The organism is Algibacter sp. R77976 (genome assembly GCF_044594645.1).
Lineage (GTDB): Bacteria > Bacteroidota > Bacteroidia > Flavobacteriales > Flavobacteriaceae > Algibacter_B.
Map to the genome: position 1 here is coordinate 1,133,129 of NZ_CP138989.1, position 16,756 is coordinate 1,149,884.

At 33.7% G+C, this 16,756-nt stretch carries 13 protein-coding genes; 3 read left to right on the forward strand and 10 right to left on the reverse strand.

Translation table 11 applies throughout. The features are described from left to right. Positions 1-37 precede the first annotated feature (37 nt). Together mfd and SJY43_RS04945 are read left to right on the forward strand one after the other, a co-directional pair. Positions 38-3,391, forward strand: a complete 3,354-nt coding sequence (gene mfd / locus SJY43_RS04940) for a transcription-repair coupling factor (RefSeq protein ID WP_396602737.1) — start codon at positions 38-40, stop codon at positions 3,389-3,391. Between the two features lie 36 nt (positions 3,392-3,427). Further along, positions 3,428-4,774 (forward strand): TlpA family protein disulfide reductase, encoded by a 1,347-nt coding sequence (locus SJY43_RS04945; protein ID WP_396602738.1) that lies wholly within the window; start codon positions 3,428-3,430, stop codon positions 4,772-4,774. Positions 4,775-4,776: 2 nt separating this feature from the next. Here SJY43_RS04945 and SJY43_RS04950 read toward each other — a convergent pair whose 3' ends face one another. From SJY43_RS04950 to SJY43_RS04975, 6 genes are all read right to left on the reverse strand, one after another. Next, entirely contained in the window at positions 4,777-5,136 is a 360-nt protein-coding gene (locus SJY43_RS04950) for a YraN family protein (RefSeq protein WP_396602739.1), read from the reverse strand. 2 nt (positions 5,137-5,138) lie between these two features. Beyond that, the gene (locus SJY43_RS04955; RefSeq protein WP_396602740.1) at positions 5,139-6,299 is read right to left on the reverse strand and encodes a metal ABC transporter permease; all 1,161 of its coding nucleotides are present in this window, start codon (positions 6,297-6,299) and stop codon (positions 5,139-5,141) included. Next, positions 6,292-7,419, reverse strand: coding sequence for a metal ABC transporter permease (locus SJY43_RS04960; RefSeq protein WP_396603388.1), 1,128 nt, complete (start codon positions 7,417-7,419; stop codon positions 6,292-6,294). Before SJY43_RS04960 ends, SJY43_RS04955 begins: the two co-directional genes overlap by 8 nt. A 391-nt stretch (positions 7,420-7,810) precedes the next feature. After that, positions 7,811-8,590, reverse strand: coding sequence for a metal ABC transporter ATP-binding protein (locus SJY43_RS04965; protein WP_396602741.1), 780 nt, complete (start codon positions 8,588-8,590; stop codon positions 7,811-7,813). Between the two features lie 443 nt (positions 8,591-9,033). Next, entirely contained in the window at positions 9,034-9,939 is a 906-nt protein-coding gene (locus tag SJY43_RS04970; RefSeq protein WP_396602742.1) for a metal ABC transporter solute-binding protein, Zn/Mn family, read from the reverse strand. 51 nt (positions 9,940-9,990) lie between these two features. After that, positions 9,991-12,237: a TonB-dependent receptor domain-containing protein gene (locus SJY43_RS04975; protein ID WP_396602743.1), complete on the reverse strand. Its 2,247-nt coding sequence runs from the start codon at positions 12,235-12,237 to the stop codon at positions 9,991-9,993. A gap of 98 nt (positions 12,238-12,335) precedes the next feature. On the opposite strand from SJY43_RS04975, the gene SJY43_RS04980 reads away from it, so the two are divergent. Further along, positions 12,336-12,992, forward strand: coding sequence for a metal-dependent transcriptional regulator (locus SJY43_RS04980; RefSeq protein WP_396602744.1), 657 nt, complete (start codon positions 12,336-12,338; stop codon positions 12,990-12,992). Between the two features lies 1 nt (position 12,993). On the opposite strand, the gene SJY43_RS04985 is transcribed toward SJY43_RS04980, so the two are convergent. The 4 genes from SJY43_RS04985 to SJY43_RS05000 form a co-directional block, all read right to left on the reverse strand. Continuing rightward, on the reverse strand, positions 12,994-13,863 hold the full coding sequence (locus SJY43_RS04985; protein ID WP_396602745.1) for a DUF1080 domain-containing protein: 870 nt from the start codon (positions 13,861-13,863) through the stop codon (positions 12,994-12,996). A gap of 105 nt (positions 13,864-13,968) precedes the next feature. After that, positions 13,969-14,106 carry a FeoB-associated Cys-rich membrane protein gene (locus SJY43_RS04990; RefSeq protein WP_396602746.1) on the reverse strand — a complete coding sequence of 46 codons (138 nt, stop codon included), beginning with the start codon at positions 14,104-14,106 and terminating at the stop codon, positions 13,969-13,971. A gap of 27 nt (positions 14,107-14,133) precedes the next feature. Then, complete coding sequence (gene feoB / locus SJY43_RS04995; protein ID WP_396602747.1) at positions 14,134-16,233, reverse strand: ferrous iron transport protein B; 2,100 nt, start codon at positions 16,231-16,233, stop codon at positions 14,134-14,136. Beyond that, positions 16,226-16,462, reverse strand: coding sequence for a ferrous iron transport protein A (locus SJY43_RS05000; RefSeq protein ID WP_396602748.1), 237 nt, complete (start codon positions 16,460-16,462; stop codon positions 16,226-16,228). The genes feoB and SJY43_RS05000 overlap by 8 nt, the downstream gene beginning before the upstream one ends. Positions 16,463-16,756: the final 294 nt, after the last annotated feature.

A 16,756-nucleotide genomic window follows, 5' to 3' on the forward strand; every position in this document is an offset into this window, starting at 1 on the left:
TCCGAAACCGTATATTTGCATTTCAAAACAAAATTAGGTGAGTAAAACCCTTATCTCTCAAACCTATTTACAGACTTTGCAAACGCAAAATCTGCAATCTGCTATTGCCCAAAATGGAGCAAAAATGCATGTAAAAGGCCTTGTTGGCTCGTCACTATCTTTTGTGATTTCAAGTATTTTTAAAGCCTCAGAAAAACCTTTTCTATTAGTCTTTAACGATAAAGAAGAAGCGGCACATTATTTAAACGATTTAGAGCAGTTATTAAGCTCTAAAGATGTATTGTTCTACCCAGGCAGTTACCGCAGACCATACGAAATAGAAGAAACAGATAATGCTAATGTGCTATTACGTGCCGAGGTTTTAAACCGTATAAACTCGCAAAAAAAGCCAGCCATAATTTTAACCTATCCCGATGCGCTTTTCGAGCAAGTTGTTACCAGAAAAGAGTTAGAACGCCATACCTTAAAAGTTGGTGTAAGCGATAGTTTATCTATAGACTTTGTAAACGAAATGCTTTTTGAGTATAAGTTTAAACGTGTTGATTTTGTAACCGAACCCGGCGAGTTTTCAGTTCGTGGCGGAATTGTAGATGTCTTTTCTTTTTCCCACGATCAGCCATACAGAATAGAGTTTTTTGGCGACGAGGTAGATAGTATAAGAACCTTCGATGTAGAGACGCAACTTTCCATAGAGCAGATTAAAAAAATAAGCATCATTCCAAATGTTGCAAATAAATTATTAGAAGAAAGTAGGCAGAGTTTTCTAAAATATATTGCTCAAAAAACAGTAGTGTGTTTAAAAAATGCCGATTTATTCTTTTCAAGAATCGACGATTTTTACGGTAAAGCCGAAGAAGCCTTTAGTAAACTTTCAGGAGAAATAAAACAGGCCAAACCCAATGAGTTATTTTGTAATTCTCAAGTATTAAAAAAGCAATTACTCGATTTTTCAATTATCGAATTTGGCAGTACGGCAGTCATGTCGAACAAAAGTGAGGCATCTCATATTATAGAGTTTAATACTACGCCGCAACCAGCATTTAATAAGCAATTCAATTTACTTATTGAAGATTTAAATGCCAATCACAATAAAGGGTATACCAATTATATTGCCTGTGTTAGCGAACAGCAAGCCAAACGTTTTCACGATATTTTCGACGATTCTAATTTAGACGTTGCACCTTATAACACCATTATTTTATCGCTACATCAAGGGTTTATAGATCACGATAGTAAAATAGTTTGTTATACAGATCACCAAATTTTTGAGCGCTATCATAAATTTCAGCTTAAAAACGGTTACGCTAAAAAGCAGGCTATTACTTTAAAAGAACTTACAAATTTAGATATTGGCGATTATGTAACCCATATCGATCATGGTATTGGGCGTTTTGGGGGACTTCAAAAAATAGATGTTGAGGGTAAAAAGCAAGAAGCTATAAAACTAGTTTATGGAGAACGCGATGTGTTGTATTTAAGTATCCATTCGTTACATAAAATCACCAAGTTTAATGGTAAGGATGGCAAGCCGCCTAAAGTTTATAAATTAGGAAGTAATGCTTGGAAAACCTTAAAACAAAAAACTAAAGCCCGTGTAAAACACGTAGCTTTCAATTTAATAAAACTTTACGCGAAACGTAAAACCGAAAAAGGCTATCAATACAACCCAGATAGTTACATGCAACACGAGTTGGAAGCCTCTTTTATTTACGAAGACACACCAGACCAAAGTACAGCAACTGCAGATATTAAAGCCGACATGGAAAGCGAACGCCCTATGGATCGCTTAATTTGTGGCGATGTAGGTTTTGGTAAAACAGAAGTAGCCATTCGTGCTGCGTTTAAAGCGGTAGATAACGGCAAGCAAGTAGCCGTTTTGGTACCAACAACTATTTTGGCGTATCAACATTCTAGAACGTTCGCTAAGCGTTTAAAAGATTTCCCTGTTACTGTCGATTATGTAAACCGATTTAGAACTGCCAAAGAAAAACGTGAAACATTAGAGCGTTTAGAACAAGGTAAAGTCGATATTATTATTGGCACACATCAACTGGTTAATAAAAGCGTAAAATTTAAAGATTTAGGGCTTTTAATTGTCGATGAAGAACAAAAATTTGGTGTAGCAGTAAAAGAAAAACTAAAAACCATTAAGGATAATGTAGATGTGTTAACGCTTACGGCAACGCCAATTCCTAGAACTTTGCAGTTTAGTTTAATGGCAGCCCGAGACATGTCTGTTATCACAACAGCACCACCAAATCGATACCCCATTGAAAGTCATGTTATTCGTTTTAGTGAAGAAACCATTCGCGATGCTGTGAGTTATGAGGTGCAACGTGGCGGACAAATTTATTTTATCCATAATCGCATTGAAAATATAAAAGAGGTGGCTGGTTTGTTACAACGTTTAGTACCAGATGCTAAAATTGGTATTGGGCATGGACAAATGGACGGTAAAAAACTAGAACAGCTTATGTTGGCGTTTATGGATGGCGAGTTTGATGTTTTAGTGAGCACAACCATTGTTGAAAGTGGGCTAGATGTACCAAATGCCAACACTATTTTTATAAATAATGCCAATAATTTTGGGTTGAGTGATTTACACCAAATGCGAGGTCGTGTTGGGCGAAGTAATAAAAAAGCATTTTGTTATTTTATTACACCAGAATATTCGGCAATGACTGATGATGCTAGAAAACGAATCACAGCTTTAGAACAATTTACCGAACTAGGAAGTGGTTTCAACATTGCCATGAAAGATTTAGAAATTCGTGGTGCTGGTGATTTATTGGGTGGAGAACAAAGCGGATTTATAAATGAAATTGGTTTTGATACCTATCAAAAAATCTTGAACGAAGCTATTGAAGAACTAAAGGAAACCGAGTTTAAAGATTTATATAATGAAGATGAAGCAGATAAGGTTTACGTAAAAGATGTAACAATCGATACCGATTTTGAGCTTTTATTTCCAGATGATTATGTTAATAATATAGCCGAACGATTAAGTTTATATACACAGTTAAACAACTTAAAAACTGAAGTAGAATTACATACCTTTGAGAAGGAGTTAATCGACCGATTTGGAGCCTTACCAAAACAAGTGACCGATTTATTAAATAGTGTCCAAATAAAGTGGTTAGCAACTAAAATAGGATTCGAAAAAATTATTATGAAACAAGGTAGGTTAATAGGTTATTTTATTAACGACCAACAAAGTAGTTTTTATCAAAGTCCAAGTTTTACTAATGTGTTACAGTTTGTGCAAAAACATCCTGGCGCTTGTAAAATGAAAGAGAAGCAAACTAGAAATGGGTTACGTTTAATGCTGAATTTTGACAATATAAAAACGGTAAAACAGGCTTTAGAAGCTTTAAAACCTATTGTGGCTTAATTATTGATTTTAATTTTAAAAAAAGATACTATATACATGAAACGTTTATTTTTTATAACACTTTTACTTCCAAGCATACTTTTAGCACAACACGTTATAAAAGGGACTTTTACACCAGCAAAAGATTATAATTTTGCATTATTATACAAAGTGAATCCTACCATTTCAGATTATGTTACCAATGCTGAAATTGGCGAAGATGGTAGTTTTGAGTTTAAACTAGACTCAACAAACACCCAAGGAACCTACCGTTTGGTTTATGCGGTTCCTCAAGAAGATTATAATTTTGATATTATATACAACGGGAAAGAAGATATTGAGCTTACATTTAATTCTGAAACAGGTGTAGAGTTTACCAAATCTATTGAAAACAAATTACTAACATCTTACACCAATAGCATGTCTATGGTTACCCAAAGTATAGGGAACTATTTTAGTCAGGAGAGTGAAGATAAAAAAGCTTTAAAAGCAATTTTTAAAACTCAAAAAGAAACGCAAGAAAATTTTGAAAAGGCGGCCGAGGGGACAAGAGTACTAGCCTTTATTAAAGCTAATAAACCTTATGTTCCAGAAACTATTGAAGATGTTGAAACTTATATTGGAAATTTAAAAAACCATTATTTTGATTATGTTGATTTTAATAACCCAATGCTTCAAAGTTCTAGTTTTTTAGAAGAGCGCATGCTTAATTATGTTTTCGGTATGTCGTCTGAAACTAAAGATGAAGTAGAAAATTACAAAGAAAATATCGATGTGGTTTTTGGCCATATGAAAACGGCTCCAAAAGAAGTACAGCGTATTTTATTGTTTGATTTATGGCAACAAATGGCCGACTTAAAGCAAGAAGCTGTGGCTAATTATATAAGTGAGAACTATTTAATGGATATTGCTGTTAATCTAAATGATCAACAACTTTTACAATCTTTAATATTGTATAAAAACCTTTCAAAAGGAACAGTAGCGCCTAATTTCGATATAGAAATTGAAGAAAAAGGAAAAGTAATTACTAAGAAGTTAACCGATTTAAAAGGTGCAGAAAATTATGTAATTGTGTTTTGGAGTAGCACATGTTCGCATTGTTTAGATGAAGTACCACAGTTGCAAAAATTTGTCAATGCTTTAGAAGAAAATAAAGTGCAAGTTGTAGCAATTGGTTTAGAAGACGAACCATATGGTTGGAAAAACTTAACCTACGATTATCCAGAATTTATTCACGTTTATGGTGAAGGTAAATGGGATAATAAGATTGGTGATGCATATGGTGTAACTTCAACACCTACGTATTTTATCTTGGATAAAGACAAGAAAATTGTTGGTAAGCCTTTAGATTTTGAAGTTTTAAAGGAATATTTTGAATCTGAAGATAAAGTTGAAGAGGAATAAGTTTAAAAATGATAAAAAGCATTTTCTAAATGCTCAATATTAAAGCCTTTGCCTTCTTTTACAATAGCAATAATATCAAAGCGTACTTCTACATCTAAGTCGTTTACCGTTACGTATTCATCAACCGCTTTTACTAAACGCTGAATTTGTTTTGGCTTTACAAAGTCTTGTGGGTCTCCAAAATCGGCAGTAGAGCGTGTTTTTACTTCAACAATAGCTAGAATATCTTTTTTCTTTGCAATAATATCGACTTCAGCTTTATCAAATCGATAATTGCGTTCAATTATTTCATAGTTGTTTTTCAGAAGAAAATCTACTGCTAACTGTTCGCCTTTTTTACCGAGTTCGTTGTGTTGTGCCATAATTACCCTCTAAACAAAAAGAAATCATCTTTCATGTGCTCAATCTTACCATCTTCATTAGTCATAATATAGTCGATAGCTTGAGATGTGAAATCCTCACCTTTTTCAGTTAAAGACACAACGTTTTTGTCAAACTGAATCATGTTGTTTTTTAAAGCTAAATCTAGAACCGTTTTTGAACGTACTTTTTGCCAATTTATGTGCTCGTTGAGGTGATTTACATGACGTTCGCGTTCTTCGGTATGATTTTTTAAGTGTAATAAGAAGGTTAATAATGATACTTCTGTACGTTGTTGCTTTTCGCGATACATAACAGCAATAACACCTTTATTTGGCGCAAATAAGTACACCGCTAAAAACAATAAACCTAGCATAGTAGTTATAGATCCCGCAATGGAAGCATCTAGCCAATGTGCTAACCAATATCCAGAAATGGCACTAAATACGCCAAAACAAATGGCGTAAATAAGCATTCGTTTTAAGTTGTTGGTTAGTAAATATGCCGTTGCTGCCGGGGCAATCATTAAAGCAACTACCAAAATTGCACCTACAGCATCAAAAGCGCCAACTGTGGTTACTGAAGAAACCGTCATGAGGCCATAATGAATTATTGCCGGAGAGAACCCTAAAGAGGCCGCTAAACCGGCATCAAAAGTGCTTATTTTTAATTCTTTAAAAAAGGCAATCAATAAGCCTACAGTTATAATTAATATACATCCAATTATCCATAGTGATTTTGGACCAACGTCTACACCACCAATAATCAACCTATCAAATGGGGCAAAAGCAAGTTCGCCTAATAAAACAGCGTCTACATCCAAATGCACATCGTTGGCATTTTTAGCAATCATAATAACGCCAATACTAAACAAAATAGGGAAGACTAAACCAATGGCTGTATCTTCTTTTACTAAGCCTGTTTTTTGAATATATTCTACCAAAACAACGGTTATTATTCCAGTTATGGCTGCAAGTAAAATTAATAATGGTGAGTTTAAATCTTGAGTAATAAAAAAACCGATTACAATACCTGGTAAAATAGAATGACTAATGGCATCGCTAATCATAGCCATTTTCCGAAGCACTAAAAATGTTCCTGGAATGGCACATGCAATGGCAACCAAACTCGCAATAAGCTGTATTTCTATTTGCGCATTACTCATTGTTTACGTTTTGTTGGTTATATAAATTGGATGCGGTTTTAAAACCTTCTTCGGTTAAATTCCACATAGTTCCTTCTAACTTAACATAGTTTTTTTCTACCAATTTTTGAAGGGTGCCCTTTGTAAACCCTTGAAAATTATTTAAGATTTTAATAGCGTGTGGATGCGATATGTTTTCATGTGTTTCTGCAATATGAAACATGAATGAAAGTGTTTTTTGCAGTTGTAAATCGCGACGGTTTTTTATAAAACGGATTTGTTTAAATAATAAGCCACGACTAGGTGAAAAAATAAATGATACCAATACAAATACGCCAGCAACTATAACAATTACAGGCCCAGTTGAAAGGTTGTTTTGACTAGCACTAATGGCTGTTCCAAATACACCAGAAAACGCACCAAAAATAGCAGCTAGAAACACCATGACACTTAAACTATTTGTCCATTGACGAGCTGCGGCTGCAGGTGCTAGTAACATGGCGCTCATTAATACAACACCAACGGTTTGTAGCCCTAAAACAATAGCTAGAACAATGAATGTTGTAATTAAAATGTCAATAAACTTAGTGTTAAAGCCTAAGGTTTTGGTGTAATCGGCATCAAAAAGTAAGATTTTGAATTCTTTCCAAAATAGTAGTAACACGAATAAACATGCTCCTGTTACGATAGCCATCATCCAAACGTCGCTTTCCACCAAAGTTGCTGCTTGTCCGAATAAATATTTATCTAATCCTGCTTGATTCGCATTGGGTTGTTTTTGAATGAAGGTGAGTAAAAGCATTCCAAATCCAAAAAAGAGCGATAGAATTAAACCTAAGGCGGTGTCTGATTTTAAATGGGTTTTACTAATAATCCCTCGAATCCAGAAAGTGCCTATAAGACCACTTACCAATGCGCCTAGTAATAATATATTGCTGTCTTTTGCGCCAGTAATTAAAAATGCAATAGCAATTCCAGGTAAGGCGGCATGTGAAATAGCATCGCCTAATAGACTTTGTTTTCTTAATACAGCAAAGCTACCAAGCATACCAGTAACTGCTCCAAGAATTGCAGTTCCTAAGGTGATAGTTCTTAGTGTATAGTCTGTAAAGACGAGTTTTATGTATTCTGTTATGTCCATAATTCCTGCGAAGGCAGGAATCTCTTCCTGTAATTTCGCTTTTCTACTTTTATTATGTTCATTTTGTCTTGATACAAAACGAACCAAAAAATCAAGACCAAGCCGAGGAATTTTTCAGTAAAAACTGAAAACCGATTTGAAAACTCCGCGTCGAACTTTGTTCTCCTGTTCTCGGAGCTTTTCTTCATCTATTCTGCGCCTTGACAATCAATTCTTTTGAATTGAATTGAATAGGGTTTTGACACTCTATTAGTTTTGTTTATTAATATAATTTTATTTCAATTTCTCCTAACTCCTAACTCCTAACTCCTAACTCCTAACTCCTAACTCCTAACTCCTAACTCCTAACTCCTAACTCCTAACTCCTAACTCCTAACTCCTAACTCCTAACTTATTCTTGAATACTGACTTTATAGTTAATACCGTAAGTCTTGGTTAAATTATCGTCATTAAAGATATCTTTAACAGGACCTGTTGCAATTTTTTTAACGTTAAGAAAGGTTACCCAATCGAAATACTCAGGAACGGTTTGTAAATCGTGATGTACTACAATTACTGTTTTTCCTGCTTTACGCAATTCTTTTAAAATATTGATTATGGCAATTTCTGTGGTAGCATCGACCCCTTGAAATGGCTCGTCCATAAAATAAATAGAGGCGTTTTGTACCAATGCTCTGGCTAAGAAAATACGTTGTTGTTGGCCACCAGAAAGTTGACTTATTTGCCTGCTTTTAAAGGGCAACATACCAACTTTTTCTAGAGCCTCGAGAGCTGCTTTTTTTTCTTTTTGACCTGGTCGTTTTATCCAACCTAAACTTCCGTATGTACCCATGGTTACAACATCTAAGGCCGTTGTTGGGAAATCCCAATCTACACTTCCTTTTTGTGGTACGTAAGCTACGAGTTGACGTTGTTTTTCATAGGACTTGCCAAAAATTTCTACACTTCCAGCAATGGGTTTTAAAATGCCTAAAATAGATTTGATTAAGGTGGACTTTCCTGCGCCATTTGGCCCAACTATAGCCATAAGTACGCCTTCTGGGATTTCTAAATCGATATCCCATAGCACGGGTTTGTAGTTGTAGGCTACGGTTAAATCGTCAACTTTCACCGCAATTACACCTGCGGAAGCAGGTGTCTTTTTTGGGTTTTTATCTGCTTCTAAAATCATACTCCATTTTTTAATATGTTCACCTCGTTTTTTATGAGAATGAATCTAAAGATTTTAAAATTAAGAATTTAATCTTATTTCTGTTCATTTTGCTTGATACAAAACGAACCAAAAAATCAAGTCCAAGCCAAGGAATTTTTCAGTAAAAACTGAAAACCGATTTGAAAACTCCGCGTCGAACTTTCGTTCTCCTGTTTTCGGAGCTTTTCTTCATCTATTCTGCGCCTTAGCGTTCAATTCTCTGAATTGATTTGGGTGTTGGTTTTCTGCTTTGTTTTTTAATTCTGACTTATTTTATTCTGTTAACTAACTAATCAAAATTCCTTTAATTACTATTTTAAAACGACTATGGCTGATAATCTAGCCCTGATAGAAGCGGCATCCTTTTTTGATTTTTCTTCAAAAAAGATACAGCGGATAGCAGGAAATAGCTTCATATAATTTTACTTTAATGCATTTACAATTGTATTTACATTATACTCGAACATGCCTATATATGTGCCTTCGATTGTACCTGCATTTCCTAAAGCATCTGAATATAGTGAGCCACCAATAATAACATTATGACCTTTCGAATTTACGGCCGCTTGTAATGCCTCGATGGTGCGTTTTGGTACAGAGCTTTCTATAAATATGGCTTTAACTTTCTTTTCTATTATAAATGCCGATAGTTTTTGAACGTCTTGTACACCAGCCTCGGTTGCGGTTGATAAGCCTTGTAAACCATAAACTTCAAAACTGAAGGCTTTTCCAAAATAATTAAAGGCATCGTGCGCTGTAACTAAAATACGTTGTTCTTTTGGAAGCGTTTCTATGGTTGCTGTTAATTTTGTTTTTAAGTCTTTTAATTGCTTAATGTATGCCGCTCCATTGGCTTCGAAAGCAGTTTTTTGTTCTGGAATGGCTTCTGATAGTTTTTTGGTTACAAACTGTGTTGCTTGTATCCAGTAATCAACATTAAACCAAACATGTGGGTCGTAATTTGAAGCAAAATAATCTGAGCCAATAAGTGTATTTTTATCTAAAGCGTCGCCGATGGCAATGGTTTTTTTGTTTTTCATTTTTTCAAAAACTTCAACCAGTTTGCCTTCAAGGTGCAAGCCATTGTAAAAAATAATATCGGCACTTGATAGTTTAGTTACATCGCCTTCGCTGGCTTTGTATAAATGCGGATCTACACCGCTACCCATTAAACCTTGTAGGTTAATGTGATCGCCACCTATGTTTTTAACCAAATCGGTTATCATAGAGGTTGTAGTAACTACGTTTAGTTTTCCGTTGGTTTGTTTTTCGTTTTTGCAATTAAAAATTGTTAATGCAATAAGAAATAGTAGTGTTATTTTTTTCATTTTAAAATGTTGATTAACAAAATAGTGATTCATGCTTTTAAAAGGTTAAATTTAGTTTAAAGTATATCTTAAACCAAAAAATAAACGTCTCTCTTGATTTGGTGCGTAAACATATGATGGGTCGAATGTTAATGCATAAGGGTTGTTTGTTGTTGCTATAACATCGCCATTGGTATTGAATTGTACGTTTTTATCAAAAGGATCATCAGAACGCGCTATAATAAATGGGTTACCTTGGTTTGGTGTCCAGTTTAATAGGTTTTTTACACCACCATAAAACTCTAAATTAGCTTTGGTTGTATAGGTTAATTGAACGTTTTGAATGCTCCATGTTGGTGAATATTCGCTACGCGGATCTCGAACGCCTAATGTTGGTAGTCGCATTGGTCCGTATATATTTCCTGTATAATCTATAGTTAAATTGGTTGGGAAGTTTTTGTATGAAAGCGACCAAACACCTGTAAATCGTTCGGTAAGTATTTGCCTTGTTTTTATGTTGTTTTCAGTTTGTGAAACATCTTGAAATGTTGCACCAATTGATGCTTTTAATCCAGTATCAATAATAGCATCAATATTAACGCTTAACCCTTTTGTTTCTGAATTTCCATCTAAATTTCCATATATAATTTGATTGGGGTTTGTATCGTAATCAGGAATAATAGCATTGGTAAAATAAGTGTACCAGGCCGATGCATCGAAAGTGAAAATTTGTCCGCCTTTGGTGTAAAATTTCTTTAAATAATTAAGATTGACATTATAGGATTGCTCAGGGCTTAATTCGCCTTCAATGATGACATCTCTAGAACCAGTAAGTGCAGCATGCTCTTCAGTAAATAAATTTACAACTCTAAATCCTGTGCCGGCATTTAATCTTATTATATCGTTTTCTGTAGGTTTAAATCGGTATGCAATTCTGGGCGTAAAAATAGAACCATGTCTGTCGTCGTAATCATATCTAGCACCCAATAATAGATGGTTTTTCTCTGATAATTTTATTTCATCTTGGATAAAAACTGACGGAATGGTAATTTCATCTGGGTTTACAGTTGCAGTTGTATTGTCGTTATAGAAATTGTATCGTGTTGCTAAACCAAAAAGTAAATCGTGATTTTTTAAAGGCTTATCCCAAATAAGTTGCCCAAAACCAATACGTTGTTGGGCTAAGTATGGAATGTTTCCATATACAGAGTTTTGGTCGTGATTTGAATATGAAAATTGAAAATTGATCTTTTCTGTAATTGGTAATTGATAATTTCCAATTAGTTCGTAACGCGATGTGTATATGCTTTCGCCATAAACGTCGTCTCCACCTCTAAAGGTTTTATTCCATTGCATTTCACCACCCCATCTATCTTCATAAAAATAGCGACCTGCAATTGAAAGCAAGCGGTTGTCTTTACGTTTAAAGTTCCATTTTTGGAACACCGAAATTCGATCTTGTAAGGTCACATCGGTAAAATTATCGTTATTATTATCTATCGCATTAGAATATTTGTAATAGTTAGCACCAACCAATACATCCACTTTTTTGCCTATTCGAGATTTAAAACCCAAATCGAAATTAGCTTCACCCCAGCCACTTACATAGTTATCTGCAAAAAATAAAGGTGCGTTTTCTGGTAATTTGGTAATGATATTAATGAGCCCTCCAACAGCCTCGCTACCATAAAGTGATGAAGCAGGACCTTTTACAACCTCTACTTGTTCGATTAAAGAGTTGGGTATTCCAGATAAGCCATAAACCGTAGACAAGCCACTCACTATTGGCATGCCATCAATTAAAACTAAAGTATAAGGGCCTTCAAGACCATTAATATGAATATCTCCAGTATTGCAAACATTACAGTTTAGTTGGGGTCTAACACCATTTACATTTTGTAACGCTTCGAAAATATTTGGAGTTGGGTTTTTTTTAAAAAAGGCAGGGGAGTAAACTTCTACAGGAACAGGGCTTTCAAGACGAGATACTGCTTTTAGGGTTCCTGTTATAATAACTTCGTCAAGTAGTTCAGATTCTGGTAAATCAAGGTTTATTACTAAATCTTTAGCACCCATAGTTATGGTTTTCTTTTGAGTTTGATAACCTGTAAAAGAAGCAATAATCGTATATGTTCCTGGTTTTATGTTTGTTATTTTAAAAGCACCGTTTTCTTTAGATACTGCGCCTTGGTTTTCGCCTTTTAGATAAATATTTACATATGGTAGAGCTTCTTTATTTGAGGTTACTTTACCAGTTATGTTTTGAGCGCCTAAATGGAGACTTAATAAACTAACCACTAGTAATTTTAAATACTTCACGTAATTATTTTTTACAAATATAAATATATTTTTAGATAAGTCTAAAAATTATTTTAATATTATAAATAGCTTATATTTGCTTAATCTAAAAAAAGAGTATGATTACTTTAACAGAAGAAAATTATATTAAAGCTATTTATCACTTAGGAAAGCAAGGTGTTAATAATGTAAGCACGAATGCTATTGCTAAAGAGATGGAAACTAAAGCGTCTTCTGTTACCGATATGGTTAAGAAATTATCTGAAAAAGGTTATGCCGATTATAAAAAATACCAAGGGGTTGTTTTAACTAAGCAGGGAAAACAAATAGCTATTAGTATTGTTAGAAAGCATAGGCTTTGGGAAGTTTTTTTAGTTGAAAAACTTAATTTTTCTTGGGATGAAATTCATGATGTAGCCGAACAATTAGAGCATATAAAATCTGAAAAATTAACGAAGCAATTAGATGCTTTTTTGGAATACCCGACGCATGATCCTCATGGAGACCCTATTCCAGATGAAACTGGAAAAATAAAAAGTATAGATAAAATCTTATTATCTCAAGCACAAGTTAACGATTCTTGTATTTGTGTTGGTGTTCAGGATTCGTCTTCTGAATTCTTGAAATATTTAGATAAAAATAAAATTGCTTTAGGCACCAAGTTAACAATAGTTAATAAAGAACCTTTTGATAATTCGGTGACTATAAATGTAAATAATAAGGCGCTTATAATTTCTAATATGATAGCTAATAACTTGTACGTTAAGCTTTCTTAGATTATTTAAACCTTACTTGTTTTTTTATTTTTTTAGGAAACTTTTTGATAGGTGTTACGCTAAGTGCTTTATAATAACACTCTGCAGCTTCAGATTGTATTTGAATTTCACCTTTATCAAGAATGGTTCCATCGTGTTTTTTAGCATTTTCAACAACCATCACAACTTCGCCATTTACAAGATGTACAGCATCATTTCCAATTATATAAATTTCTAAATGATTCCATTCACCATGAGCCGCATCTGGTTCTGTATAAGCACTTGTGTAACCTATTTTATCTAAATAAACATCAGAATTAGGGTCGTATTTATTTCGTTTTTCACCTATAGACCCTCTAATTTCTACTTTCGGTTTACCGGTAGTTCCTCCAAGAGGAATAAAATCTCCCATATCGGTTTCTTGTACTTGATATTCTAAACTTGCTTTCCAAGTGTTCCAAAAACTGCCGTGTTTGCCATGGGCATGGTATAAAATACCGCTATCTCTAAGGTCTTCTAGTCTTGGTTCCCATTTTTTAGCGCCCCATTTAAATTGTACACTTAAATAGTAGTTTTCATAAGTTGCTTTTGATGATATACAACCAAAAATTTCTCCAGTTATTTTTAATACAGGCTCTCCATCTTCTTCAATTATTGAAAAAACATTTTTAAGGTTGTTATTTAAGCCAATAGGTTCGCCTTTTCCAACATTATCAGATTGAAAAGTCCCTTTTGGTAAATCTGTTACTGTGGTGTGTGGAACACTAAGCCAGATATCAAAATTACTTAGGTCTTTGTCTAGTAAATAAATTGCTTTATTTTTTTTCTGAGCATTTGTATTTACTGAAAAAAGTAAAGATACTACCAGTATAAATAAGTATGTTTTCTTCATTGGTAACTTTATATTAAGGTGATTGGATATAAAGAAACAATAAAAACAGCAATTAATATAAGTTCAAGAAGGTTTTATGCTTTTTAAAAAGCATTTTTATTGGTTTTAATGGCATCCGCAACCATCATCCCCACCACATGCCTTTTTAGGTTTTGCTTTTTTCCAGAAGAATTTCTTAATTAAAAAAGACATGGCTAAAGCCATTGCAATAAAAACTAATACGTTTTGAATAATGTCGTTCATAATCAAGTAGTCGAATCTATTTTAAAATCATTTCAAAAATTGAAACGCTATTAAAGCAACAATATACGCAAAAGCTGTCATAATAACTAGTTGTAAAATAGGCCACTTCCAAGTATTGGTTTCTTTTTTTACAATAGCTAAAGTACTCATGCATTGCATGGCGAAAGCATAAAACAATAATAAAGATATACCAGATGCAAAGGTAAATAATGGTCCTCCTAAAACAGGGTTTACTTCGCCGGCCATTCTATTTTTTATAGTTTCTTCTTCATCGCTACCAACACTATATATAGTTGCTAGAGTACCAACAAAAACTTCTCTTGCGGCAAAAGAACTTACAATGGCTATTCCAATTTTCCAATCGTAGCCCAAAGGCCTTATGGCGGGCTCTATGGCATGCCCAGCAATACCAATAAACGAATGTTCTAATTTATGAGATGCTATTTTTTGTTGTAAATCTTCAGTAGATAAATTTTGAGAAGCGAATTCAGTTTTAACAATATTTTCAGCATCATTAAATTTTTCTCCTGGGCCATAAGATGCTAAAAACCAAAGTACGATAGATATGGCTAAAATAATTTTACCAGCTCCAAAAATAAAGGCTTTTGTTTTTTCTATTACAGTAAGTGCTACGTTTTTAAAAAGTGGTAGTTTATAATTAGGCATTTCAATTACAAAAAACGTTTTGCTTTTTATTTTTAAAATTTTATTTAAAATGTATGCCGATAGGATAGCGGTACCAAACCCAATTAAATACAATAACATTAAGGTTAATGCTTGATAACTTAAGCCTAAAACGCGTCCTTCTGGAATTACTAAAGCGATAATAATTAGGTAAACAGGTAATCGAGCAGAACAGGTTGTAAAAGGTGTAACTAAAATGGTAATTAAGCGTTCTTTCCAACTTTCAATATTTCTGGTTGCCATAATAGCAGGAATCGCACAAGCAGTACCGGAAATAAGCGGTACGATACTTTTCCCGCTAAGACCGAAACGTCTCATAATCCTATCCATTAAAAATACCACGCGACTCATGTATCCACTTTCTTCAAGTACAGCTATAAATAGAAATAGAAAAGCAATTTGCGGAATGAATATAACAATACCACCAAGTCCTGGTATAATACCTTCAGCTAATAGGCTGGTAAAAGCACCTTGCGGCAATTGTGTTTTTGTCCATTCGCTAAGTGAGGCAAAAGTACTATCAATAAAATCCATTGGAATGCTAGACCAATCATAAATAGCTTGAAATATGGTAAGTAAAATGATGCCAAAAATAGCATAACCCCAAACTTTATGCGTTAGTATTCTATCGAGTTTTATGCGTAAATCTTTAGCTTGACTAAGGTCTATGGTTTGCCCTTTATCAAGCGCTTTATTAATAAATTGATAACGTTTTATAGTTTCCTTTTGTTGTAAACGTTTTAAATCACCTTTACTTTTTGTCTTAAAATTAGCGACTGCATCAATTTCATTTCTATCTGTTTTTCCAAAATTAACATCTTGGGTGATCACAAGCCAAAGTTTATACAACAGTTGGTTTGGAAATGCTTTTTTTAAGTTTCCAAAGTATTCAGTATCAATTTTTGTAGTATCAATACACGGTTCTACAGATACATCTTTAAAATTTGAAATGAGCTGTTTTAACTTATCGATACCTTCGTTTTTTCGGGTACTAATAAGGGCAATCTTAGTATTAAGTTTTTCTTCTAAATAATCAATGTCTAAAGAAATTCCTTTGTAACTCATCCGGTCAGCCATATTAATAACTAACAGCGTAGGTATTTCTAAGTCTTTAATTTGAGTAAATAGTAAAAGATTCCTTTTTAAATTTTCAACATCGGTAACAACCACAGCAATATCTGGAAAATCTTTATCGTTTTTATTGAGCAATAATTCAATAACTACGTTTTCATCAAGAGAAGATGCATTTAAACTGTAAGTTCCGGGCAAATCAATAATATGAGCTTTTACACCACGTGGCAGTTTACAAATGCCTTGTTTTTTTTCTACAGTAATACCTGGATAATTGCCAACCTTTTGATTTAAGCCTGTTAAAGCATTAAAAACAGAGGTTTTTCCAGTATTAGGATTTCCTATTAAAGCAACGTTTATTTGTTTACTCATGTATTACTTTTTCAATTAAGATATGAGAAGCCGTTTCTTTTCTAATTGCTAAGTGCGATCCATTTATATTTAAATACATTGGATCTTGAAACGGAGCAACCTGAACTAACTCAACAGAATTTCCTGGTAAACAACCCATTTCAAGTAATTTCAATGGAATATGAATAGAGGAAACGTCAGTTATAACTGCTTTTTCTCCACGTTTTAAATGTGCTAAAGTATCTTGCAAGCTTATTTAGATTGATTTTAAAGAAGCAAAAGTAGTGTAAAAGTTTAAAATGTAAAAGTTTAACAGTTTTAATATGTAAATAATTTTTTAGGCATTCTCCAAGGGGGTCGGGCTTTTATTCATGCATCTCTATTTTGCATTTTGGAACTCATGAACATACACGTTTCGATGCAATCTTTTTATTAGTGCCTCATAAAAAAGGATTTCTTTTGCAACTCCTAACTCAACCAACAAACGGGTAAGTAACGTAATTAGCAGTTTAAGTGTTTTGTCAAGTGTTGTTGGGTTAAAATA